The organism is Devosia sp. Root685, from assembly GCF_001427875.1.
Taxonomy (GTDB): domain Bacteria; phylum Pseudomonadota; class Alphaproteobacteria; order Rhizobiales; family Devosiaceae; genus Devosia.
Genome location: NZ_LMHK01000004.1, coordinates 165,109 through 186,011, shown reverse-complemented (window position 1 = coordinate 186,011; position 20,903 = coordinate 165,109). Strand labels below are relative to the sequence as shown.

The 20,903-nt window shown below is 61.2% G+C and carries 19 protein-coding genes; 12 read left to right on the top strand and 7 right to left on the bottom strand.

Going from position 1 to position 20,903, the window contains the following annotated elements; all coding sequences use genetic code 11:
* Nucleotides 1–74: 74 nt before the first annotated feature.
* Nucleotides 75–3,134, bottom strand: a complete 3,060-nt coding sequence (locus ASD83_RS18255; protein ID WP_162249193.1) for a putative Ig domain-containing protein — start codon at nt 3,132–3,134, stop codon at nt 75–77.
* Between the two features lie 159 nt (nt 3,135–3,293).
* Between ASD83_RS18255 and ASD83_RS18250 the strand changes: the two genes are divergently transcribed.
* Together ASD83_RS18250 and ASD83_RS18245 are read left to right on the top strand one after the other, a co-directional pair.
* Nucleotides 3,294–4,109, top strand: a complete 816-nt coding sequence (locus ASD83_RS18250) for a hypothetical protein (RefSeq protein ID WP_162249192.1) — start codon at nt 3,294–3,296, stop codon at nt 4,107–4,109.
* A gap of 419 nt (nt 4,110–4,528) precedes the next feature.
* Complete coding sequence (locus ASD83_RS18245) at nt 4,529–5,116, top strand: nucleoside hydrolase (RefSeq protein WP_056313641.1); 588 nt, start codon at nt 4,529–4,531, stop codon at nt 5,114–5,116.
* A gap of 266 nt (nt 5,117–5,382) precedes the next feature.
* Here ASD83_RS18245 and ASD83_RS18240 read toward each other — a convergent pair whose 3' ends face one another.
* Nucleotides 5,383–6,321 carry a LysR substrate-binding domain-containing protein gene (locus ASD83_RS18240; protein ID WP_056313639.1) on the bottom strand — a complete coding sequence of 313 codons (939 nt, stop codon included), beginning with the start codon at nt 6,319–6,321 and terminating at the stop codon, nt 5,383–5,385.
* A 122-nt stretch (nt 6,322–6,443) separates the two neighbouring features.
* Here ASD83_RS18240 and ASD83_RS18235 point away from each other — a divergent pair, with 122 nt between their 5' ends.
* The 10 genes from ASD83_RS18235 (at nt 6,444) to ASD83_RS18190 (ending at nt 16,393) form a co-directional block, all read left to right on the top strand.
* Nucleotides 6,444–7,484, top strand: coding sequence for a glutamate cyclase domain-containing protein (locus tag ASD83_RS18235; RefSeq protein WP_056313638.1), 1,041 nt, complete (start codon nt 6,444–6,446; stop codon nt 7,482–7,484).
* A gap of 8 nt (nt 7,485–7,492) precedes the next feature.
* Nucleotides 7,493–8,464: a Bug family tripartite tricarboxylate transporter substrate binding protein gene (locus ASD83_RS18230; protein WP_056313636.1), complete on the top strand. Its 972-nt coding sequence runs from the start codon at nt 7,493–7,495 to the stop codon at nt 8,462–8,464.
* Between the two features lie 50 nt (nt 8,465–8,514).
* A complete protein-coding gene (locus ASD83_RS18225) occupies nt 8,515–8,988 on the top strand; it encodes a tripartite tricarboxylate transporter TctB family protein (protein ID WP_056313634.1) in 474 nt (157 codons plus the stop codon).
* A gap of 12 nt (nt 8,989–9,000) precedes the next feature.
* On the top strand, nt 9,001–10,500 hold the full coding sequence (locus tag ASD83_RS18220; RefSeq protein ID WP_056313632.1) for a tripartite tricarboxylate transporter permease: 1,500 nt from the start codon (nt 9,001–9,003) through the stop codon (nt 10,498–10,500).
* Between the two features lie 213 nt (nt 10,501–10,713).
* Nucleotides 10,714–11,691: a LysR family transcriptional regulator gene (locus ASD83_RS18215; RefSeq protein WP_162249191.1), complete on the top strand. Its 978-nt coding sequence runs from the start codon at nt 10,714–10,716 to the stop codon at nt 11,689–11,691.
* 114 nt (nt 11,692–11,805) lie between these two features.
* Nucleotides 11,806–12,837: an extracellular solute-binding protein gene (locus tag ASD83_RS18210; protein WP_056313628.1), complete on the top strand. Its 1,032-nt coding sequence runs from the start codon at nt 11,806–11,808 to the stop codon at nt 12,835–12,837.
* A gap of 49 nt (nt 12,838–12,886) precedes the next feature.
* A complete protein-coding gene (locus tag ASD83_RS18205; RefSeq protein WP_056313626.1) occupies nt 12,887–13,735 on the top strand; it encodes an ABC transporter permease in 849 nt (282 codons plus the stop codon).
* Nucleotides 13,732–14,523 (top strand): ABC transporter permease, encoded by a 792-nt coding sequence (locus ASD83_RS18200; RefSeq protein WP_056313624.1) that lies wholly within the window; start codon nt 13,732–13,734, stop codon nt 14,521–14,523. The genes ASD83_RS18205 and ASD83_RS18200 overlap by 4 nt, the downstream gene beginning before the upstream one ends.
* Nucleotides 14,523–15,620, top strand: coding sequence for an ABC transporter ATP-binding protein (locus ASD83_RS18195; RefSeq protein ID WP_056313622.1), 1,098 nt, complete (start codon nt 14,523–14,525; stop codon nt 15,618–15,620). Before ASD83_RS18200 ends, ASD83_RS18195 begins: the two co-directional genes overlap by 1 nt.
* Nucleotides 15,621–15,631: 11 nt before the next feature.
* A complete protein-coding gene (locus tag ASD83_RS18190) occupies nt 15,632–16,393 on the top strand; it encodes a 5-formyltetrahydrofolate cyclo-ligase (protein ID WP_056313620.1) in 762 nt (253 codons plus the stop codon).
* A 36-nt stretch (nt 16,394–16,429) separates the two neighbouring features.
* Here the strand turns inward: ASD83_RS18190 and ASD83_RS18185 are convergent, their stop codons facing one another.
* The 5 genes from ASD83_RS18185 to ASD83_RS18165 all read right to left on the bottom strand — a co-directional run bounded on the left by ASD83_RS18185 (nt 16,430) and on the right by ASD83_RS18165 (nt 20,888).
* A complete protein-coding gene (locus tag ASD83_RS18185) occupies nt 16,430–16,609 on the bottom strand; it encodes a hypothetical protein (protein ID WP_056313619.1) in 180 nt (59 codons plus the stop codon).
* A 132-nt stretch (nt 16,610–16,741) separates the two neighbouring features.
* On the bottom strand, nt 16,742–17,821 hold the full coding sequence (locus ASD83_RS18180) for an ABC transporter ATP-binding protein (protein WP_056314058.1): 1,080 nt from the start codon (nt 17,819–17,821) through the stop codon (nt 16,742–16,744).
* 28 nt (nt 17,822–17,849) lie between these two features.
* Entirely contained in the window at nt 17,850–18,686 is an 837-nt protein-coding gene (locus ASD83_RS18175; protein ID WP_056313617.1) for a carbohydrate ABC transporter permease, read from the bottom strand.
* A complete protein-coding gene (locus tag ASD83_RS18170) occupies nt 18,686–19,573 on the bottom strand; it encodes a carbohydrate ABC transporter permease (protein ID WP_156386040.1) in 888 nt (295 codons plus the stop codon). The genes ASD83_RS18175 and ASD83_RS18170 overlap by 1 nt, the downstream gene beginning before the upstream one ends.
* Before the next feature lie 67 nt (nt 19,574–19,640).
* Nucleotides 19,641–20,888, bottom strand: a complete 1,248-nt coding sequence (locus ASD83_RS18165; RefSeq protein WP_082561332.1) for an ABC transporter substrate-binding protein — start codon at nt 20,886–20,888, stop codon at nt 19,641–19,643.
* Between the last annotated feature and the right edge of the window lie 15 nt (nt 20,889–20,903).

Genomic DNA, 20,903 nt, shown 5'->3' with positions numbered 1-20,903 from the left:
ATCCCATCATGTAGGCTCTGGCACTTCATTCGGACGCATTGTTAACTGTCGTCTGTGGCCCATGAGCGAGGATGCTATTTCATTGGCACGGCGAGACTCCCAGAGATGCTGATGGCGCTTGTGTCGGCATTGCCGACGCCGCTGAGGCCGATGGTTAGCCCAATGTCAGCGCCGCTCGGCATGCCGGCATCAATGCTGGCTTTGACACGAGCCCCACCATTTTCAAACTGGAGGTTCGAGCCGAATTCGGCGATCCCTTCGAGCCCAAGCCCCAGGTCGACGACAATTTCGCCCGGCGCCACGAAGCGATAGGAGACGGCGGGGCCGATCGCGATTTGACCGATGCCCGTCTCAATCGAGGGTATGGCAATGCCCAACGCGTCAAGATAGGCATCGCTTGTCTCGCTAAAATATCCCAGGCTAGCCCGCGGCGAGAACGTCCAGGGCCCCGAGGTCCATTGCCCCTCGAGCGCGGCACTCAACAGCCAGCGCGTCGCTCCAAAGCTGTCTTCGTAGGTTCCGAGGGGATTGATGCGATTGCTGGAGCGCCCAAAACCGGCGAGCAAATCGAGATAGAGGTGTTCATGCAACCGCATGGTCGCATAAGGTCCGGCAATCCAGCCCGACCCGACGGCGACGCCGGGCAGTCCGGGTTCCCCTTGCATCATGTGATCCAGTTGGACAAAGCCGCCGATCAGCAGGTCAGGTGTGACCAAGTAATCCGCTCCGACGCTGCCCAGCATGAGCTGGCGATCCCTTGAGGCATCTATGCGCATGAATGTCCCTTCCATCCATATGTCGAGCGGATTGGGATTCTTATTGCCGGTCGCACCCTCAATCGCATTGAGGCTGATGGAGGACCGGAGCGCATTTCCGCCGGCAATCGCTGGCAGGTAGTTCATGAGTGTCGAACCGATATCTCCCCCTGGGACAATGCCATTCAGCCGGTCGATGCGACGCTGCGTGCGAGGCTGGTTGGCTAGGATCATCGATGCCCGCGTCTCGAGGAAGTCTTTGATGAGCGCCGTGGTTTCTTCGCGTGAGCTGACGAAGGTAAAGACGCAGGTTAAGCTTTCGCTGGAGTCGATCACGATGTCCGCGGCGCGCGTGGCGATATCCCCACCGCTGTCATTGTCGTCACAATCGATGCCCGTGAGCGCTGTGCCGGCGCCGCTGAGATCATCGGCGGTAATCCGGAAGGCACCGGCGGGCAATTCTATCGAGGCGCTGTGGCCGATACCGCCCGAGGTTCCGACCGTAAGGGCATTCAGCAGCGGCTCGGATGACGCGAAACCGAAAGTGCCATCCACATTGGAGCGCACTGCGACGATGAGCCTGCCGACGGCACCCACGGTCACGCTGTAGGCCTGGGTGGCGGAAAAGGGACCGACGCCAACCGAGCTATCCGTAGCCATGACCGAAAAATTGAAGACCCCGGACGCAGTCGGCGTTCCGGACAGGATTCCGGATGAGGACAGGCTCAATCCCGGAGGAAGACTACCGGCGGAGATAACGAAGGCATAAGGCGCCGCTCCGCCGCTGGCAGTTAGGGTCTGGGAATACAATGTCCCGGAATTGGCCGTCGGCAGGGTCGCGGGTGCGATGACGATGGTGGGTTCGACCACCGTCAGGGGAAAATACCCTGCCACTGCGAACGGCGATCCTGACCCGGTTGTCGAATCTCGCGCAAGGATGGTTACGAAGAATGACCCCGACGCCGTCGGAGTACCGGAAATCGTTCCGCCGGAAAAGGTCAGACCGGGCGGCAGCGCCCCTGCAATGACGGAATAGGCATAGGGCGCCGTGCCGCCGCCGGCGACCACTGTTTGTGAATAAGGCTGGCCCGCTGTGGCATGGGGCAGACTGGCGGGCTGCAAGGTAAAATTGGGGCTGTAGATGTCGAGGCTATGGGTCTGCGCACCCGCGTGAGGACCCGTTCCGCCGCTTGCATCCGTGGCCGTGACACTAAAGGAAAATGAGCCGGTTTCGGTTGGCGCGCCGGAGAGGAGGCCGGAGGAGGAAAGCATCATGCCGGCCGGGAGCGAGCCTGTGAGGGCATAGGTATAGGGGGCGGTTCCGCCGCTGGCGGTGATGGACGCGGAATAGGGGGCGCCGGCCCGCCCATTCGGCAGGTTTGCCGGTGACAGCGTAATTATAGGCGGGGCGACGGAAAAGCTATAGGCCTGGGAGCCGGTGATGGGAGCGCCCGGGCTGGAATCCTGGGCAGAAACGGTGAAGTTGAAAGTGCCGTCCTCCTGCGCCGTTCCCGAGATCGATCCATCTGCCCCAAGTGAGAGTCCGGCGGGTAGCGCGCCGGAGGCAAGGCTGAATGTGTAGGGGGCAGAACCGCCGGTCGCCGATATCGTTTCTGCGTAGGCTTGCCCGACCGTTGCATTCGGCAAGGATGGCGAGAGGCTCAGGCTGGGCGGGGCGATCACCAGTGTATAGGGGAATGACGCCAAGTAGGGACCATCACCGGTCGTCGAATCCGCGACGATTGCCGAGAACGTGTAGGACCCAGGGGACGAAGGTGTTCCCGACAGCAATCCGGTCGGCCCCATGGTGATGCCGGGCGGTAAGGTGCCGGAAACTGAAAAGCTGTAGGGCGCGGTGCCACCGAAGGCCGAAAGGCTCTGCGAATAGGCCGAGGCCACGGTGCCACCCGGAAGGCTGCCAGGGGAAACGGAAATGGTGGGTGGCCTAACGCTCAGCGTGTAGCCTCGCGTGTCCGAGGCGCCCACCGAGTCGTCGGCAAATACGCTGAAACTGAAGGTACCGCTTTCGGTGGGCGTCCCGGCGATCATCTCGTTGGCAAAGGTCATTCCTGCTGGGAGGCGGCCGGCAAGAGAGACGTGATAGGGCGCGGTTCCGCCCAGGATGAAAAATGACTGAGAATAGGGGGCGCCAACAGTCGCATCGGGGAGGCTAACGGGCGCCAGCGTGATCTGTGCCCAGGCGGGAGCGACCAGGAGCAATGCGGCAAAGAATAGGTTGGCGAGACGGACAAGGACGCCTCGCGCGAGGGCATATTTGCCGCCGGCCAACCGCGAAAATCCGGAAGGCGCTGCCCGCTCGCCCGATTTCCGATGGCCCGATGCCTCGGCTTGGGCCCTGTGGTTTGCTGAGGTCGTCAATCGCTTGCCTGATCTGGTAACGGCGATGAGGGCTTGTCTCTCCCTGGTTGATTGTTCTGGCCGGAAGGCTAAAGTGCAGCCACCCCAAACTTTGCCTGTTTTATCGATGAGATTATGCCCGTAAGCGGTACCGCGGATGGCATGGACGCTCCGGCGCTTATGGCCGATAATCGCTTTCGGCAGGTCGTGGTCGACTATTGCGAGAAGATGGTCGAGCCTGCACCCGCAGGTTGGCCCGTGCGAAAGCTGCTCAATCAGCTGGAGCGATACTACTCGGCTTATATGCTGATCGGGCAGTACTATGGTTGGCGCAACCATGGCGCTTCAGTGCCGAACCTCTCACGGCTGCAGGCTATATCCGGGCAAAGCCCACGGCAGACCGCCAGCTTTTGTGCAACGCTGGAGGCACGCAATCTTGTCTTCAGCGACACTCTGGCGAGCGACAGGCGGCAGAAAGTCCTCCGGCCCGCGGATAGCCTGATCCGTGAGGTGGGCCGGTCGTGCGCCGCATTCGTTGAGGCCTACGACGTCATTGCCGGAAGCGCTTTGGCGCCGCCGATCGAGCGAGATGCGGGTCTATTGGGTGAGATGATCCACTTCTCGGCGACACGCGTGCGCGGGTCTGGAACCGTGATCGCCCTGTATCCGAGGGTCCTGGCGCTGTCGGGCTACGACTGCGGATATCCCATGCTGGTGACCCTGATCCTGGCGCATTACCGACGCCGGTCAGGCAAAGTGATGTTTGCGCTGACCCACGGTGCCCTGGCGGAACGCTTCCAGGTTTCGGAGTCGCATATCGGAAATGTGCTTGGCCACTTGCGCCAGGCTGGCGCCCTGGTGCCACGGCGCGGACCCGAGGATGGAATTGTCGTAGAAGACCTTGTTGACGAGTTTGAGCGCTGGTGTGCCGCGGAGATGGCGCACTATGCCGATCTGGCCCGCGTTTGCTTGCCGCAGCGGGCTCCGCTTGCGTGATACAATCCGCCAAGCATTTTGCCGGCGGGCCTGATGGAGTTTTGATTCTCCGTTTCGCTCATCGATCCTTTCGGCCAAAACATCAGCACGGGGCTTAGCTTGACGGGACGGAACCGGCCTTTTCACCGCGCCACTGATCGAGCGTATGATTAAAAACCGACCTTCTGCCTTTACAGCGGGGTTAGTCACGAATTGCGCACGCGCAACCTGCCGACCAAAATCAGGCTGATACGCAAGCGCGTCTGGTTCGGTCCCATGTCTGTTTTGCAGTCGGCACCATCGTGCGATTAACGGCCGGAGTGGAGCGCGTTGCGGCCTAATGGTACGCGCCGCAAGTCAGAAGTCAGGAAGGTGGCTCCCATCAAACTGACTGCCGCAGTTTATGAAACTTTCTGACCAGGAGCTCAGCTACCAGGAAGGTGCACAAATATCCCGGCGAAGTGACGATCGTGGCCGGTGGTCCCCTGACCAATATTGCCCTTGCGGTACGTCAGGACCCGGAATTTGCCGGTCTTGTCAAAAGCGTCGTTATTTCCAACGGACCAAAATCTGACTTTGATGCCGCGACCGGCGACGTGAAATCGGTCGATGCCTTCAACACCGTCTTTGACCCGGAAGCGGCGCAGATTGTGCTGACGGCGGGCTTTGACTCTATTGTCGTGACGGGCCTCATCAATACCACCGTGGCGGTTGATAGCGCGCTGGTCGAAGCAATGACGAAAGAGGATTCCGAACTCAGCGCCTACCTGGTCGACAATGCCTGGCTGGACTTGCCGCTGTGGGATGAGGTGATTGCTGCCGTGGCCATCGATCCTAGCCTCATAAAACGCAGCGCGAGCATCACCGCGGCGGTCGACACCAATTTTGGTCGCTCTTATGGGCAGATGCTGGCGTTCAAGGATGGCGTCGAACCCGGAATTGGATCGGGCAAGGTCGAGATCGCGCTTGAACTCGATGCCGAGCGGTTCCGGGCGATGTTCCTCGAGGCCGTGCAGGCGGCAGAGTAGTTGACCTAAGCGCAGGCGAGGATGAATCACGCTCACTCCAAGGTCGGCATCCTCGTATGCGGCTCCAAGTCTGCAGGAGCTGCAGTATCCATGAACGGAGATCGCAACCATTTGTTTCATCGTCAGGACAGAAAGTCCCCCGCAATCAACGACGCGCGTCCGGTGGCTGTCGACTCGCTCCTAAGGTTCCATGAGCAGAGCTGCCTCTTGTGAGAGTTTGTTACGGTAGACCGACCGGCTGAGATGGGACGCATCGACGCCATGTACTACTCAGCCGACAACCGGATATTCATGTCCGCGATCTCGTCGGAAACCACATCTCGGAGTTCGCGTGCAAAGGCGATAGCCAGGGGCGATCTATCGCCGGCCGGGTAGATAGCGGCAAAGTCGAAAGTAATGCGGGGGTTAAAACGGCGTATCTCAATCTGGCTCAGATCGGCGCCGAGAACGGAGAACAGGTCAACGACGGCAACCCCCAGGCCGTTCGAGACATATGTGCTGGCCGTGTTGGAGAAGAGCGTCTGGATGGTGCTGCCCGGCACGACGCCGGCCAGTCGCAGCGCGGAATCGACCTGGAGACGGAGCAGACTGCTTGCTCCGAGTGTCACCATCGCCTCGCCATTGAGGTCGCTGGCAAGAATCTCCGCTTTTTCTGTTAGGCGGTGATGCTTAGGCAGAATGCAGATTGCCTCGGAACTAGGCATGTCGAGCCGCGCCAGCTCATCGCGCTCTTTCGGTACACGCCCTATGCCCAGGTCCACCTCGTCGTTCATGACGGCATCCAGAATGCGGATGGACACTTCGGACTCGATGGCGATGTCGATGTCGGGATAGCGCTGACGGAAACGACCAATCGCCTTGGGCAGGGTGCGAGAAGACAGGGTCGGCATGGCGGCGATGCGCAACTGCCCGCCGCGATTGTTGCGCAGGGTCCGTGCCGCCTCCAAAACCCGCTCCAGGCCGAAAAAATAGCGCTCTACATCGCGATATAAACTTTGCGCATGGCTGGTCGGGGTCATGCGTCCCGCGCGTCTCGCAAAGAGCGTCAGGCCGAGCTGCAGTTCCAGATCTTTGACGAGACGGGTGACGGCCGGCTGGGTGACATGAAGGATCTTTCCTGCGCCGGTGACGCTGCCGGTGACGATGACGGCACGGAATGCGGCGAGCTGCCTTGGATTGATCGACGAGGGATGATCGGGATTCATGCCCACTCCAGACGAATGACATCTGTCCATAACAAACCGTTATGGATCATGACAAGATTCGATTGGCGTGGCATGCGCCAACCGCCGCAATTTAGCCTTCATCTTTGCGAGGTCAGTTGAACATGCCTGATATCATCGGCGAATATATCGATCGCCTGGTTACCGTCGAAATGCGCAACCGGGGGATGAACCACAACATTATCGCGCCGATTTACACTGAAGCCCGTCGTGAGGGCGGTGGCCGCCCGATCACCGCCCGTGCTGCTGAAGCGCTGGTTGAGAAGGTTGGCCCGGGCGATGTCGTGCTGATCGTAACCGGCGCAGGCTATGCCCCCGAAGCGCCATGGGGCGAGAGCGATGGTCCTCCGGGCGCTGCCGCCCTGGCGCGCGCGCTTTACTGGGGTCTCAAGGCTGTGCCGGTCTTTGTGACCGAGGTTTGCCACGCGCCGCCGATGAAGGCGTCGAGCGAGGCGGCGCATCTGATGATCCGCGATTTCGATCTGGCCAAGAATCGCCGCATGGGCGCGGCGCTCGTGACGGCGCCTGAGGTTCAGGATGACGTGGAGAGTTGGGCCAACGCCTTGCTCGACCAGATGCAGCCCAAGGCGATCATTTCGATCGAGCGCCTGGGCCCCAACGAGAGCGGCATCGTGCACTATTCGACGGGTGTTGCACCCAAGGGCTGCATCAATGTCGCCCCGCTCTTCGATCAAGCGGCCAAACGCGGCGTGCTCTCGATCGGCGTCGGTGACAATGGCAATGAAATCGGCTTCGGCCGTATCCATAGCTTCATGCAAGATTTCCACCCCTATGGCCGCGAGACCCAGACGGACAAGCCGGGTGGCGCTATTACCGTGACGCCGACCGATATTTTCCTGCCAGCTTCGATTTCGAATTGGGGTGCCTATGGCATCGCGGCGATGCTGGCCTTCCTGCTCAAGGACAAGGAGTTGGTTCAGACCCCGGAACTCGAGAAACGCATTGTGACTGCCTGCCTGGATGCTGGCGGCTGGGAAATGCGCTACTGCACCAATCGTTTCATCGTCGATGGCGCGGAAGGCGAGAGCGGCATGGCGATAGTCCAGCTGCTCCGGGACATGGTGCGCGTGAATATCGCGGAGTCCGACCGTGGCTTGTCGCATGGCAAGATGAAGCAGAAGTGAGAACGCAAATGAACCTGAAATCCCTTCTTTCCGGCCTTGCCCTGGCTGGTGTCGTCCTTGTTGCCGGCATCCCGGCAATGGCGCAGGATTATCCCACGAGCACGATCCAGCTGATCGTGCCCTATGCACCGGGCGGCTCGGGCGACATCACCGCCCGCCTGATCGTCGAGCATCTTAGCCCCGCCCTCGGCCAGCCCGTCGTCGTCGAAAACCGCCCCGGCGCCAATGGCTCGATCGGCAGCGATTTCGTCGCCAAGGCCGCGCCCGATGGCTACACGTTGGAGGTCGTCGTCCAGTCCCACGTTCTGGGCAAGGCCCTGATGCCGAGCCTGACCTATGATCCGGTCGGCGACTTCGAGCCAATCTCGCTGATGTCTCGCACTCAGCTCGGCGTCGTCGTGCCCGCCAGCCTGCCGGTCAACACGCTCGAAGAGTTAGTGGCCTATATTAAAGCGCACCCCGGCGAGCTTGCCTTCGCCTCGGCCGGCCATGGCAGCAACGCTCATGTCTTTACAGAGTGGTTCCTCGACACCGCCGATCTCGACATGATCCACGTGCCCTATGCCGGTAGCGCCGCGGCGCATCCCGATCTTATCAGCGGCGTCGCCACCATGGCGTTCGATACGCTGGCGTCGGTGCAGGGGCTTGTTGCCGACGGACGCCTAAAACTTCTGGCGGTTGCGGGTGCCGAACGGCATCCGGAATTCCTGGACGTGCCGACGATAGCCGAAAGTGGTTATCCCGACTATGACGCATCGTCCTGGACCATGCTTCTTGCACCCGCCGGCACGCCGGAGGCCATCGTCGATCGCCTCAATAAGGAGGTCGTCGCCATCCTTTCGCGTGACGATGTGAAGGAGCGGCTCGCTTCGCTCGGTGCCACGGTTGTTGCCAGCTCGCCTGCAGAGGCGAAGGCCACGGTGGAAACCGAGGTTCAACGCTATACCGATCTGATCGAGCGTCTCGGCCTCGCGCAGTAACTTCGAAACGGGCCGCGCTTCCGAGCGCGGCCGCTTTACCGGCGGAGCCCATGGATACGCAGAACCCTCTGACCATCCCGGTCAACAAGGACGTCGTCGCCGGCGCCATCTTTCTCGCCTTTGCCATCGGCTTCGGCCTTGTTTCGACGGCCTACCCCATGGGCAGTGCCGCCCAGATGGGACCGGGCTATTACCCGCTGCTGCTGTCCGGCGTGCTGGGTCTTCTGGGGCTATTCATCGCCTTTGCCGGCTGGCGCAAGCCGGCTGCACAGATGGTCGTCGTGCGGCCAGTGGCCCTCTTGTGCGTCCTCGCGGCGCCCTTGCTGTTCGCCTTGACACTGCGGCCCCTGGGCTTTGTTGCCGCGGTGATTCTCACATCACTGCTTGCGACCGTTGCCGCGCCGAGGATGAGCTGGATCGCCCGCATCCTCACCGCTCTCGGACTGGCGCTTGGCTGCACCGCCATTTTTATCTGGGCTCTCGGCATTCCCCTGCCGCTGCTCGGCTCAATGCTGCGCTTTTAGGAGGGACGCATCATGGAATTGCTCGACAACGTCCTGCTTGGCCTGGAAACGGCCATGACGCTGCAGAACCTCTTCTATTGTCTCGTCGGCTGCCTGCTCGGTACGCTGATTGGCGTATTGCCCGGTGTCGGCCCGACCACGACTATCGCGCTCCTCCTACCCATCACCTTCGGGCTCGATCCATCGACATCGCTGATCATGCTCGCGGGCATCTATTACGGCGCCCAATATGGTGGCTCGACCACGGCTATCCTCGTCAATCTGCCTGGCGAGGCCTCCTCGGCGGTGACGGCGATCGACGGCTACAAAATGGCCCAGAAGGGCAAGGCCGGCTCGGCCCTTGCGATCGCGGCCATCGGTTCGTTCATTGCCGGCACGATTGCGACCGTCGTCGTGGTTGTGTTCTCGCCGCCGCTGAGCGAACTGGCACTGCGCTTTGGTCCACCGGAATACTTTTCGCTGATCGTCCTGGGCCTGATCTTGTCGGTCACGCTGGCCAATGGTTCCGTGCTCAAGGCGCTGGCCATGATCATCCTGGGGCTGCTTTTCGGTCTCGTCGGCGCCGATATCTATACCGGCATCCCACGCTTCACCTTCGGCGAACCCTCGCTGATGGATGGCATCAACTTCGTCGCCTTTGCTACGGGCCTCTACGGTATTTCCGAAATCCTCTCCAATCTCGAACAGGACCCGAGCCGCAAGAGCAAAGTCAGCAAGCCTAAGGGCCTCCTGCCGACGTGGCCGGAAATGAAGCGTTCCATCGGACCGATACTGCGTGGCACCGGTCTCGGTTCGGTGATGGGAGTCTTGCCCGGTGGTGGCGCGACACTGTCGTCCTTTGCCGCCTACACCTTGGAAAAGAAGCTCTCAAAGCATCCAGAAGAGTTTGGCGAGGGCGCGATCGAAGGCGTGGCGGGGCCTGAATCGGCTAACAATGCCGGCGCCCAGACCTCATTCATTCCCATGCTGACCCTTGGCATCCCCGGCAACGGCGTCATGGCCATCATGATCGGCGCGCTGATGATCCAGGGCATCCAGCCCGGGCCGAGCGTCATGACCACCAATCCCGCGCTGTTTTGGGGGCTTATCGCCTCGATGTGGATCGGCAATGTCATGCTGCTGCTGCTCAATTTGCCATTGGTCGGCATCTGGGTGAAGCTGCTGTCGACCCCCTACAACTTCATGTTCCCCGCTATCATCCTCTTCAGCGCGATCGGGATTTTCTCGACCAACATGAATGGACTGGACTTGGGCCTCGTCGCGATGTTCGGCCTGCTCGGCTATGTGCTGATCAAGCTCGATTGCGAACCGGCGCCCTTCCTGATGGGCTTCATTCTCGGCCCATTGCTGGAAGAAAATCTGCGCCGCGCCATGATGTTCTCGCGCGGCAATCCCGCGACTTTCTTCGCCAGTCCCCTGAGCGCCGGCCTGCTTGCCGTCGCCGCAATTGCGTTGATCCTGATGATCCTTCCTGCCGTCCGCAATCAACGCCAGAAAGTTTTTACTGAATAGACAGCTCAAGCAAATGATTACCACATGACCGCTTTTGGGAGCTCGCAGCCAGCTGGCTACGGCTGGAATGGGGCGCTTCATCGTCATCTTAACTAGAGCCGATTGGCGCAGCGCCGGGCAGGTTTGGTATTGCATAGGGTAAAATGTACGCCTAAAAGTTATGCGGTAGCGTATAGTGTAGAGAAATTAGGCAGCAAATCTGCTGGATATGGAGTGAGTTCAACCCATCGCGCCAATTTTTTTGGGCTAAGCATTCGGGATCTCGATATCCTGCGTCGTTTGCTCGCCGAACGAAGCGTTTCCGGCGTTGCTACTCAGTTAAACCAGAGCCAGCCCTCCATCAGCGCCACGTTGCGTCGGTTGCGCGACATATTTCAGGACCCACTCCTTGTCCGGTCCGGCCAGCGCATGGTGCTGACCGACAAGGGTATGGCCATTTCCACCCAGGTCGACGCGCTACTCGATGGCGTTGTCGAGTTGCTCGAATCCGACGAGGATTTTGATCCCTCGACTTCTGAGCGCACCATTCGTATCGCGGCGGCCACCTCCTTTGAATTCTTTCTTGTACCGCACCTGGTGGCCGAGCTGCATCGGCAGGCACCGCGTTGTAGGCTCGAGCTGTTCGTGCCAACCCTGCAGAGTGGGCTCGATACCGAGCGTGAAACCGGTGGTCTCGACGCCATTGTCGGCAACTGGCCGGTACCACCGTCCCATCTCAAGCACATGCCGCTCGCTACTTCCGAACTGGCCTGCCTGGTGTCCGCGTCTCATCCCTTGCCCGCCGGCACCCGCCTTTCGCTCGACGACTATGTGCGCCTCAGTCATATCTCGCCATCGCCGCCACAAGATCTCTCCATCAGTCCCATCGACGGAATGTTAATGCGGCTTGGGCGCGAGCGGCGCGTCATGGTCTCGGTTCCCGACTATGCCATAATCCCCCAGCTCCTGCCTGGTACCGACTACGCCTTCACTGTCGGCCGGCGCTATGCCGAGCACGTGGCCCAGACCGGCCTGCTGAAAATTCTGGTCATGCCCGAAGAGCTCAGCGTCATGCAGTTCTACCTGCTCTGGCACGAGCGCTCCCATGCCAGCCGCTATCACCGCTGGCTGCGCCAGACCATAAGGCACCTGGTGCGCGAGCACGATGTGCTGGCCGTTCCCCAGCCCCGGGTTATACGGTCGGGGTTATAGCTTCTATACGCGCTGCCCAACTGTTCTGCTCCATGACTGCTGTTAGTGTTCCAGAACGTGCCTTTGCGTGTGGGGCAAGGGAACCGCATCAAAAGTCAACAAAGCAGGGAATACATGAAACGCATTGCTTGTTTCGCGGCCGTGGCCGTTGGTGGCCTTTTCGCGTGCCTGCCCGCCATGGCGCAGGATTACTCGGGCCACACCCTAACTGTCGGCACCTGGGGTGGCGATATCGAGCGTCTCCTGCGCGAACACGTCGCCGGCCCACTTGAGGCCGAGACTGGAGCCAAGGTCGAGTTCCTCCTCGGCGGCAGCGGCGATCGCCTCTCGAAGATGGCTGCCGAGCGCAACAACCCCACCATGGATGTGACCTTCCAGAACATCTATGAAGCGCCCCTCGCGCTCAAGGATGGTCTGGTCGTCGCGCCCGACGCCGCCGCCGTGCCAAATGCAGCCGATGTCTGGCCGGGCATGAACGAGGGCTGCTATGCCATGAGCCTGGTTGGGCTCGGCATCGCTTACAGCAAGAGCCTCTTCCCTGAGGAACCCGAATGGGCCGATCTCTGGCAGCCCCAGTTTAGGGGCATGATGGCCTATGCACCCTATCCGAGCTCGGAAGGCGACGGCATGCTCGCCGTGGCCGCCCGCGTCGCCGGCGCCGATGAGCACGATCCCGATGCCGCCTTTGCCAAGCTGGCTGAACTGGGCGCCCCAAAACTCACCTATTCCAGTCTCGACGAAGTGCTCTCGCTGATGGATGCCGGCGAAATCGCTGCCGCGCCGATGATTTCGGGCTATGTGATTTCCAACCTCGCCAATTACGAGGGCATCGGCTTCGTCTTCCCCAAGGATCCCGGCCCGGTGCTGGTCCGCGACATGGTCTGCCAGGTCGCCAATAGTCCCGAACCCGAACTGGCGCAAATGTTCATTGATCTGGCCATCGGCATCGACACCCAGACCGCCTATGCCAAGGAACTCAATTTCGGTCCGACCAATTCCAAGGTCGCACTGACTGAGGCCGAGGCCGCCAATGTCATCAATACCCCCGAGGAGGTGGCCAGCCTCCTGCAGATGGATTGGCCCTATGTGATCGAACAGCGTTCCGCATGGACCGATCGCTGGAACAAGGAAATCCTTGGCCAGTGACGTTCTAGACGGTCAACCGGAGGGTAGGACACTGAATCGGAACCCCGATATGAAGCCGCAGATCACGGGCATGCTTGTTGCCCCTGCAGCAGCCCTGATGTTCGGCGTCTTCGTCCTACCCTTCCTCTTTCTTCTGGTGCTGAGCTTCTGGAGCCAGGTCCCCGGCTCGCTGGGCCTCGACACCAGCTTCACCCTCGCCAATTATGTCCGCATCTTCGGCGACAGCTATTATCTCGGCGGTCTGTGGACCACGCTTTGGCTGAGTGGTCTCGTGACTCTCATCTGCCTCGTTCTGGCGCTGCCGCTCTCGCGCTGGATTGTCCTGCGCGCCGGCCGTGCCAAGGGCCTCATCATCGGCCTCTCCATCTTGCCACTGGTCTGTGGCGCGCTCCTGCCGACGCTTGGCCTCGTCAATCTTTTGAGCCCGCTCGGCTTCATCAATGGCGCGCTCAAATCCATGGGCGTCATCCAGTCGAGCCTGCCGCTCCTGGGCAATATCACCGGCGTGACCATCGGCCTCGTCCAGGCCTTCCTGCCTCTGATGATCCTGCCGCTGATCACCACCATGGAGCGCCTGTCGCAGGACTATGAAAAGGCTGCCACGTCGCTGGGTGCCCGACCCGTCGTGGTCTGGCAGCGCATCCTCCTGCCGCTGCTGTTGCCCGGAATCGTCGCTGGCAGTCTCCTCGTCTTTTGCGCTTCGCTCACCGCATTCGTGACCCCGCAGGTGCTGGGGCAGGGCAAGGTCGTCACCTTCGCCTCGCTGGCCTACCAGCAGGCCGCCCTGGTGCTCGACTGGCCCTTTGCCTCGGCGCTGGCCATCGTCATGCTGATCTTCCTCACGCTTGCCGGCGTGCTCGGCGCGCTCGTCACCCGCAATTTTGGGCGGGTCGCATGAGAACGCGCCTCTCCGATGCCCTCTCGCTTGTGGTCGTACTTACGATCCTGCTTTTCATCCTGGCGCCGATCTTGGTGCTGATCTTTTCGGCTTTCGATGGCGGCAACATCTTCCGCTTTCCTCCGCGCTTCTATTCGCTGCGCTGGTTCGAGGCCGCCCTCAACCACCCCGAATATCGCAGCAGTCTCTGGATCAGCACGCTGCTCGGCGTCATCTCGACCCTTATCGCCGTCACCCTCGCCAGCCTCGCTGCCTTCGGCCTCGTGAGGGGCAGGCCGCGTTACGGTCTTGCCCTCGAGGTGCTGCTTCTCGCGCCGCTCACCCTGCCGCTGGTGGTCTGGGCCATTGCGCTCCTGTCCATCTATGCCGAACTGGGCATGAACGGCACCTTGCCCGGATTGATCCTGGCCCATGTCACCATCACGCTGCCGTTTGCCGCGCGGATCATGATCGCCACCTTCAAGGAGATTGATCCCAGGCTCGAAGCTGCCGCTAAAAGCCTCGGTGCCCCGCCATCCGCGGTCCTGCGCCGCATCACCCTGCCGCTGGCGCTGCCGGGCCTGCTGTCCAGCACCGCCATCGCCTTTCTCGTTTCCTTCAACGACGTCGTCGTCACCACGCTGATCGCCGGCGCCGGATGGATCACCTTCCCCGTCCGCACCTTCTCGCGCCTGCGAACCGAGGGCATCGACCCAACGACCATCGCCATCGGCGCGATGATCGTTGTCTTCACCATTGTGCTGATCGTGGTCGGCCAACGTCTCTTCCAGCTATCACGGCGCCTCTGATGACCGAGACTCCCTATCTTTCCATCCGATCCGTCGGCAAATCCTATCGCGGCGTCACTGCGCTCCACGACATCGACCTTGACGTCGAGCAGGGTGCCTTCGTCGCGCTGCTCGGCCCCAGCGGCTGCGGCAAGTCCACGCTCTTGCAGATCCTTGCCGGCCTGCTCGAGCCCGACCATGGCGAAGTCCGCCTCGCCGGCGCCGACATTACCCGTCTGCCACCCTGGAAGCGCAATATCGGCCTCGTGTTCCAGAACTACGCGCTCTTTCCCCATCTCTCGATCCGCCAGAACGTGCGCTTCGGCCTCGACATGATGGGCATGGGTGCAACGGAAGCCGAGGCGCGGGTCGACGAGGCGCTCGCAATGGTCGGGCTCGATCCCGGCCTCAGCCGCCGCCCGGACGAACTCTCGGGCGGCCAGCAGCAGCGCGTGGCCATCGCCCGCGCTATCGCCATCCGCCCGCGCCTGTTGCTGCTCGATGAGCCACTGTCCAATCTCGACGCCGTGTTGCGCCAAAAAGTGCGGCTCGAACTGCGCGAACTGCACAACCGCACCGGCATCACCACCATCATGGTCACCCATGACCAGGCCGAGGCCCTGGCCACTGCCGACCGCATCGCGGTGATGGAAGCGGGGCGCCTCCTGCAATACGAAGCACCACAGGGTCTCTATCGCAATCCGGCCACCGCCTTCATCGCCGGTTTCATCGGCAATCCTGCCGCCAACCTCCTGCCCGTCATCGCCCATGATGGCGCCAGCTGGAGCCTGCCCGGCGGTGCGCTCTGGCAGCCCGATGCGGCACTGTCCCCCGCCCGCAATGGTGTCGCCACCGGCGCCGCCTGCCGCATGGCACTGCGCCCCGAAACCTTGGCACTGGGACCTGCAGCTCCAGGCGGACTCGCGGGCAGGATCGCCGCCGTCGAATTCACCGGCGGCGAGCATCTGGTGCATGTGGAAGCCGGCCAGACCAGGCTCAGCGTGCGCCTGCCCGCCGGAACCCCGATCGAAGGGCCCGATATCTGGCTCTTCCCGCCCAAGGAAGGCCCCTTGCTGTTCGATGCGAACACCGGGCGCCGCCTACCCAATCCCAACTGACGGAGGCCGTGATGAACGACCGTGGTCGCTGGGCAGGACGCAATCCTGCCAAAGACGAAGTGCGCAATGCCATTTGGGATCAGCTTGTCGCTGACGGTTGGGCCATCGGGCCGACGCGCAGCCACATCCCCAATTTCACCGGCGCCGACACCGCCGCGTGGCATGTCACGCAGTTGCCGGCCTGGAAGACCGCGCGCAACGTCAAGGTCAACCCGGACTCCGCACAATATTCCATCCGCCTGCGCGCGCTCTACGAGGGTAAGACGCTTTTCTGCCCCGTTCCCGAACTGGTGCAGGAAGCCCCCTATGTCCGCATCGACCCGGTGGCGCTCAAAGCCAGGGGCATCACTTTCGAGCTCGCCGCCACCCATCAGGGCTATATGCTCCATGGCGAGCGCATCGAGTTCACCGATATTCCTGAGCTCGATTTCTGCGTCTTCGGCACGGTGGTGGCTACCCGTGGCGGCGCCCGCACCGGCAAGGGCGGTGGATTCGCCGATCTCGAGGCGGGCCTGCTCAACGAACTCGGTCGCATCCGCCCTGATACCCCGCTCGTCACCACCGTTCACTCCACTCAGATCATTGATGACAGCGCCATTGTCATGATGGAGTTCGATTGTTGGATGGACTATGTCGGCACAGAACAGGAGCTTGTCACCACTGGCAGTCGCAATCCGCGGCCCAAGGGCATTTCCTGGCAACACGTCCAGCCCGATCAGTTCGCATCCATGCCTTTCCTCCAGCAATTACGAGCTCAACTGCTAGGAAAATAAGCTGTCCCTGGTTGTCTCTGGCAGCCAATGACAGCTTTAGGCTTGCCGATAGGGACGTCGGGGCCCGAACAGCGCCTTTGCTTCGTTTTCGACGCTGGTGCCATAGCCCGTCGGGCCGGTGCGGACGGTAACGGGAACAATGCCATGCAGGACCAATTGGGCGGCAATATCGGCAGGCACCGCAATGAGGCGTTGGCGTTCTGCCCCATTGAACACATGTGCCGTCGCTCCCGCCGTGTGCCCACGGCCGATCTCATGCCCCCCCCCCCGCATCGCGCGCCACCCAGCGGCTGCCGGTGCCACCGATGTCGATGCCGGCGCGGGCGGGCCAGCGCGCTTGGGCGATCGTCATGGGGCGATCGCGCGCTCGTTGGCGTCAAAGAAATGCAGCATGTCAGGGGACATGCTGATCCAGACGCGATCGCCGGGGCGATAGCTGTGCCGTCCGGTCTCGACCACGACGAACTGTTCGCCGCCCGAGCGGAGAATGAAGGTGGCTTCATTGCCTGTCGGCTCGATGACCGCAATTTCGACTGGAATGGCGCCCGAGGTTTCGGTGGAGCCGAGCTGGATATGCTCGGGGCGAATGCCGAGCGTCTTGGCCTGGTTGGCGCGCTCGCAGTGCTCCGGCGTGAGCGGAATCGTCAGGCCCCCGGAGGTCACGAAAGACAGGGCGCCGCCGCGGTCCATGACCCCGCCTTCAAAGAAGTTCATCGACGGCGAGCCGATGAAGCCGGCGACAAATTTGTTGGCCGGGCGGTCATAGAGATCCAGGGGAGCTCCAACCTGTTCGACATGGCCGGCGCGCATGACCACGATCTGGTCCGCCATGGTCATGGCTTCCACCTGGTCATGCGTCACATAGACGGTCGTGACCTTGAGGCGCTGGTGCAGTTCCTTGATCTCTGCCCGCATCGAGACCCGAAGCTTGGCATCGAGGTTTGACAGCGGCTCATCGAAGAGAAAGACCTGCGGGTTGCGCACAATGGCGCGGCCCATGGCGACGCGTTGGCGCTGCCCACCCGAAAGTTGCTTGGGATAGCGCTTGGCCAGAGCGTCGAGATCGAGCGAGCGCATGACTTCGGTCACCTTGCGGTCGCGTTCGGCCTTGGGCACGCGCGCCATATAGAGCGGGAAGCCGATATTGTCTGCCACGGTCTTGTTCGGATAGAGCGCATAGTTCTGGAATACCATGGCGATATCCCGGTCCTTGGGCGGCACGGCGTTGACGACGCGGGTGCCGATGGCAATTTCGCCGCCGCTGATGGTTTCGAGGCCTGCGATCATACGCAGCAAGGTCGACTTGCCGCAGCCCGAGGGTCCCACCAACGCAACGAACTGGCCGTCCACGATATCGAGCGAGATATCGGCGATGATCTGGGTAGGGCCATAGCTCTTCTTGAGCGACTTGATGGTGAGTTCTGCCACCTGAATGTCCTTTCGTTTGTCGACGTTGTCAGCCTTTGACGGCACCGGCAGAAAGGCCGGCCACAAGGTAGCGCTGTACGAACAGGAAGAAGATGAGCGCGGGGATGGTGAAGATCACGGCGGCAGCCATCATCTGGCTCCAGTCCAAGGTGTATTCCCCACGGAATGAGGTCAGGCCCACTGAAAGCACCCAATTGTCCTGGGAGGCGATGAGAGTGCGGGCGAGGAAGAATTCGTCCCAGCCGGAAATGAAGGACATGGCAACCACCACCACGAGTCCCGGCAGCGCCAGCGGCAACACGACGCGATAGAAGGCGCCAAGCTGGGTGCAGCCGTCGATCATAGCCTGTTGTTCGATTTCGACCGGGATCTGGTCAAAGAACCCCTTGAGCAGCCAGATGGCGACCGGAAGAATGAAGGCGGTATCGGCAATGGCGAGCCCGAACAGCGAGTTGTAGAGCCCCAATTGCTGGAAAATCACGAAGAGCGGCACGACGATGAGGGCGGCCGGCAGCAATTGGGAGAAGAGGATAAGGACCGTGAAGACCGAGGTCGTCTTGGTCTTGAAGCGCGACAAGGCGTAGGCGGCGTTAATCGCGATGATGGTCGAAAACAGCGATGTGCTGCCCGCGACGATAACCGTGTTGATGAACCACCGGCCAATGGCGCGCTCCTCGAAGATCGTCCAGTAGGATTCGAGGGTGAAACCGCTCGGGACGAGGTGGGGCGGCCAGGAGAACATGCTCTCGGTTTCCACCGATGAGACGAACATCCAGTAATATGGAAAGAACACGATCGCGGCGAGAACCAGAGTCACGATGAACCAGAAGGCGCTGACGATCTTTTCTTTGTAGGAGGGATTCATCAGGCGTCCTTTCCCTGCTTGGTGGCCCAGAAATAGACCACGCTGAAAAACAGCAGGATTATCAGCAGTGTGGTGCCCACTGCAGCTGCATAGCCAATCCGCTGGTATTCGAAGGCGGTATTGTAGGTGAGGATGGAGAGCGTCTCGGTGGAGCGTGCCGGTCCGCCGCGCGTCATGGCGTAAATCATCGTCACACGCCGGAACGAGTTGAGTGTCAGCAGCAAGATGAGGATGATGTTGACCGAGCGAAGGCCGGGCAGCGTCACGTGAATGAAGCGCGAGACCGGGCCGGCACCATCGATCGTGGCGGCCTCATATTGCTCCCTGGGGATCATCTGCAGCCCGGCCAGAATGATCAGCATGGCGAGCGGAAACTGTTGCCAGGCGGTCAGCGCAACCAGAGCCGGCAGCGCCAGGTGGGATTGGGACAGCCATGGCAATGGCTCGCTGATCAGTCCCAGGCTGGTGAAGAGATAGTTCAACACGCCGAACTGGGGGTCGAGCATCCAGACGAAGATGAGCACCGCCACGACTTCGGGAATGGCCCAGGGCAGGATGAAGATGGTGCGAATGACCCCGCGCCCGGCAAATTCACGGTTGAGGAGCAGTGCAAAGCCGAGCCCCAGCGCATAGGTCGCGGTGACCGAAGCGATGCCATAGGTGGCTGTGACGCGCAGGGAATTCCAGAAATACTCGTCCTGAAACAGGGCGTTGAAATTGGCAAGGCCGATGAAGCGACCTTCGGAATAGGTGAGGATCCGGGTGTTGTAGAAGCTGAGCGCGATCCCCTGCAGGATCGGCCAGATCAGGATCAGGATCAGCAGCACTCCCACAGGGCCCAGGAGCCAAAGGGGCAAAAGGTTCGATCGCTTAATGGTTGACAGCATGCCGGAGCGCTCCGCTTCGTCGGCCCGGAGGGCATTTTCATGCACCCCGGGACGTTCAGATCAATCGTTACAGAGTGGCTGACCAGTTTTCCAACCTGGACTGGAGGGCATTGAGCCCATCTTCCACCGATGCCCGGCCCGAATAAATTTCGGAAAGGGCATCGACAACCATCTGGCGGAATTCACCAGCATCGATCAGGTATCCTGGAGGCGCGTAGCCGATGCCGCCAGGATATTGTGCGGCGATCGTGGCCATGTTGCCCACCCAGGCATTTTCCTTGAGAAATTCCGCGCTGGGCTCTGCGGTGGTGCCAGGAATCTGCAGCAAGTCTTCCAGCCAACGGCGCTGGGGCTCTTCGCCCATATAGGCGGTAAGGAGTTCACAAGCCTGCTCCGGGTTGGCGGCCTTGGCCGGTATGACAAAGAAGGCGCCACCGGTGACCGCGGCATGGGTGGGGGTGGGAACGACTTCAAAATCGATATCAGCCATCATTTCAGGTTTCTGGCCCCTAATCTGGGTCATGAGCCATGGGCCTTCGAACATGATGGCAACCTTGCCATCCACGAACAGATCGCGCGCCTGGATAGCGCCCAGGCCGACCGGTGCCAGGCCTTCATCGAGGAAGCGCTTCACCCAGCCGATTGCCTCGATATTGCGCGGATCGTTGGCCGTGATCGTGCCGTCGGGCTGCGACCAGTCCGAACCAAAGCCGAGCACCCATTGCATCGAGTTGATATAAACATGCAGGGGCGCCGCCATATCGTTGGGGAAGGCATAGCCATAGGCACCGGTCTTTTCCTTGACCGCGAGCGAGGCAGCGTAGAGCTCTTCGACGGTGCGCGGCATTTCCTCGATGCCAGCTTCGGCCAAGAGCTTGCGATTGACCACGACCGACCATGGGCTCATCGTCAGAGGCACGCCATAGGTGACGCCATCGACCTTGGCGAAATCGACCGATTTCAGCAGGCGATCCCCGAACCCACCATCGGCGATGCACTGGTCGAGCGGTGCCAGGGTGCCAGCACTGATCATGGGCGGCAACATGCTGGTGAATGCCGTCATTAGGTCCGGAACAGCGCCGCCGGCGATCTGGGTTACCACGACCTTTTCAAAGTCAGCGGACGGGATCTGGGTGCCCGAGACGGTATTGCCCGAGGCGGTCTCGAATTCGGCGGTGTTCCGCTTGAACCATTCGCCGACCTGACCTTCTTCCCACATCCAGCTTGGCACATTGAGGGTCACGCCCTGTGCATGGGCCGAAACAGAACCGAGGAGCAGTGCTGCTGCTGTTGCCGATAAAACCAAAGTCTTCATTTTAGTCTCCCTTGT

What these genes read in the sequence shown, in the direction of transcription:
- ASD83_RS18220 (WP_056313632.1), top strand. Translation starts at nt 9,001, where the DNA reads ATGGAATTGCTCGACAACGTCCTGCTTGGCCTGGAAACGGCCATGACG.
- ASD83_RS18205 (WP_056313626.1), top strand. Translation starts at nt 12,887, where the DNA reads ATGAAGCCGCAGATCACGGGCATGCTTGTTGCCCCTGCAGCAGCCCTG.
- ASD83_RS18250 (WP_162249192.1), top strand. Translation starts at nt 3,294, where the DNA reads ATGGCCGATAATCGCTTTCGGCAGGTCGTGGTCGACTATTGCGAGAAG.
- ASD83_RS18195 (WP_056313622.1), top strand. Translation starts at nt 14,523, where the DNA reads ATGACCGAGACTCCCTATCTTTCCATCCGATCCGTCGGCAAATCCTAT.
- ASD83_RS18170 (WP_156386040.1), bottom strand. Translation starts at nt 19,573, where the DNA reads ATGCTGTCAACCATTAAGCGATCGAACCTTTTGCCCCTTTGGCTCCTG.
- ASD83_RS18210 (WP_056313628.1), top strand. Translation starts at nt 11,806, where the DNA reads ATGAAACGCATTGCTTGTTTCGCGGCCGTGGCCGTTGGTGGCCTTTTC.
- ASD83_RS18165 (WP_082561332.1), bottom strand. Translation starts at nt 20,888, where the DNA reads ATGAAGACTTTGGTTTTATCGGCAACAGCAGCAGCACTGCTCCTCGGT.
- ASD83_RS18190 (WP_056313620.1), top strand. Translation starts at nt 15,632, where the DNA reads ATGAACGACCGTGGTCGCTGGGCAGGACGCAATCCTGCCAAAGACGAA.
- ASD83_RS18240 (WP_056313639.1), bottom strand. Translation starts at nt 6,321, where the DNA reads ATGAATCCCGATCATCCCTCGTCGATCAATCCAAGGCAGCTCGCCGCA.
- ASD83_RS18235 (WP_056313638.1), top strand. Translation starts at nt 6,444, where the DNA reads ATGCCTGATATCATCGGCGAATATATCGATCGCCTGGTTACCGTCGAA.
- ASD83_RS18225 (WP_056313634.1), top strand. Translation starts at nt 8,515, where the DNA reads ATGGATACGCAGAACCCTCTGACCATCCCGGTCAACAAGGACGTCGTC.
- ASD83_RS18230 (WP_056313636.1), top strand. Translation starts at nt 7,493, where the DNA reads ATGAACCTGAAATCCCTTCTTTCCGGCCTTGCCCTGGCTGGTGTCGTC.
- ASD83_RS18175 (WP_056313617.1), bottom strand. Translation starts at nt 18,686, where the DNA reads ATGAATCCCTCCTACAAAGAAAAGATCGTCAGCGCCTTCTGGTTCATC.
- ASD83_RS18200 (WP_056313624.1), top strand. Translation starts at nt 13,732, where the DNA reads ATGAGAACGCGCCTCTCCGATGCCCTCTCGCTTGTGGTCGTACTTACG.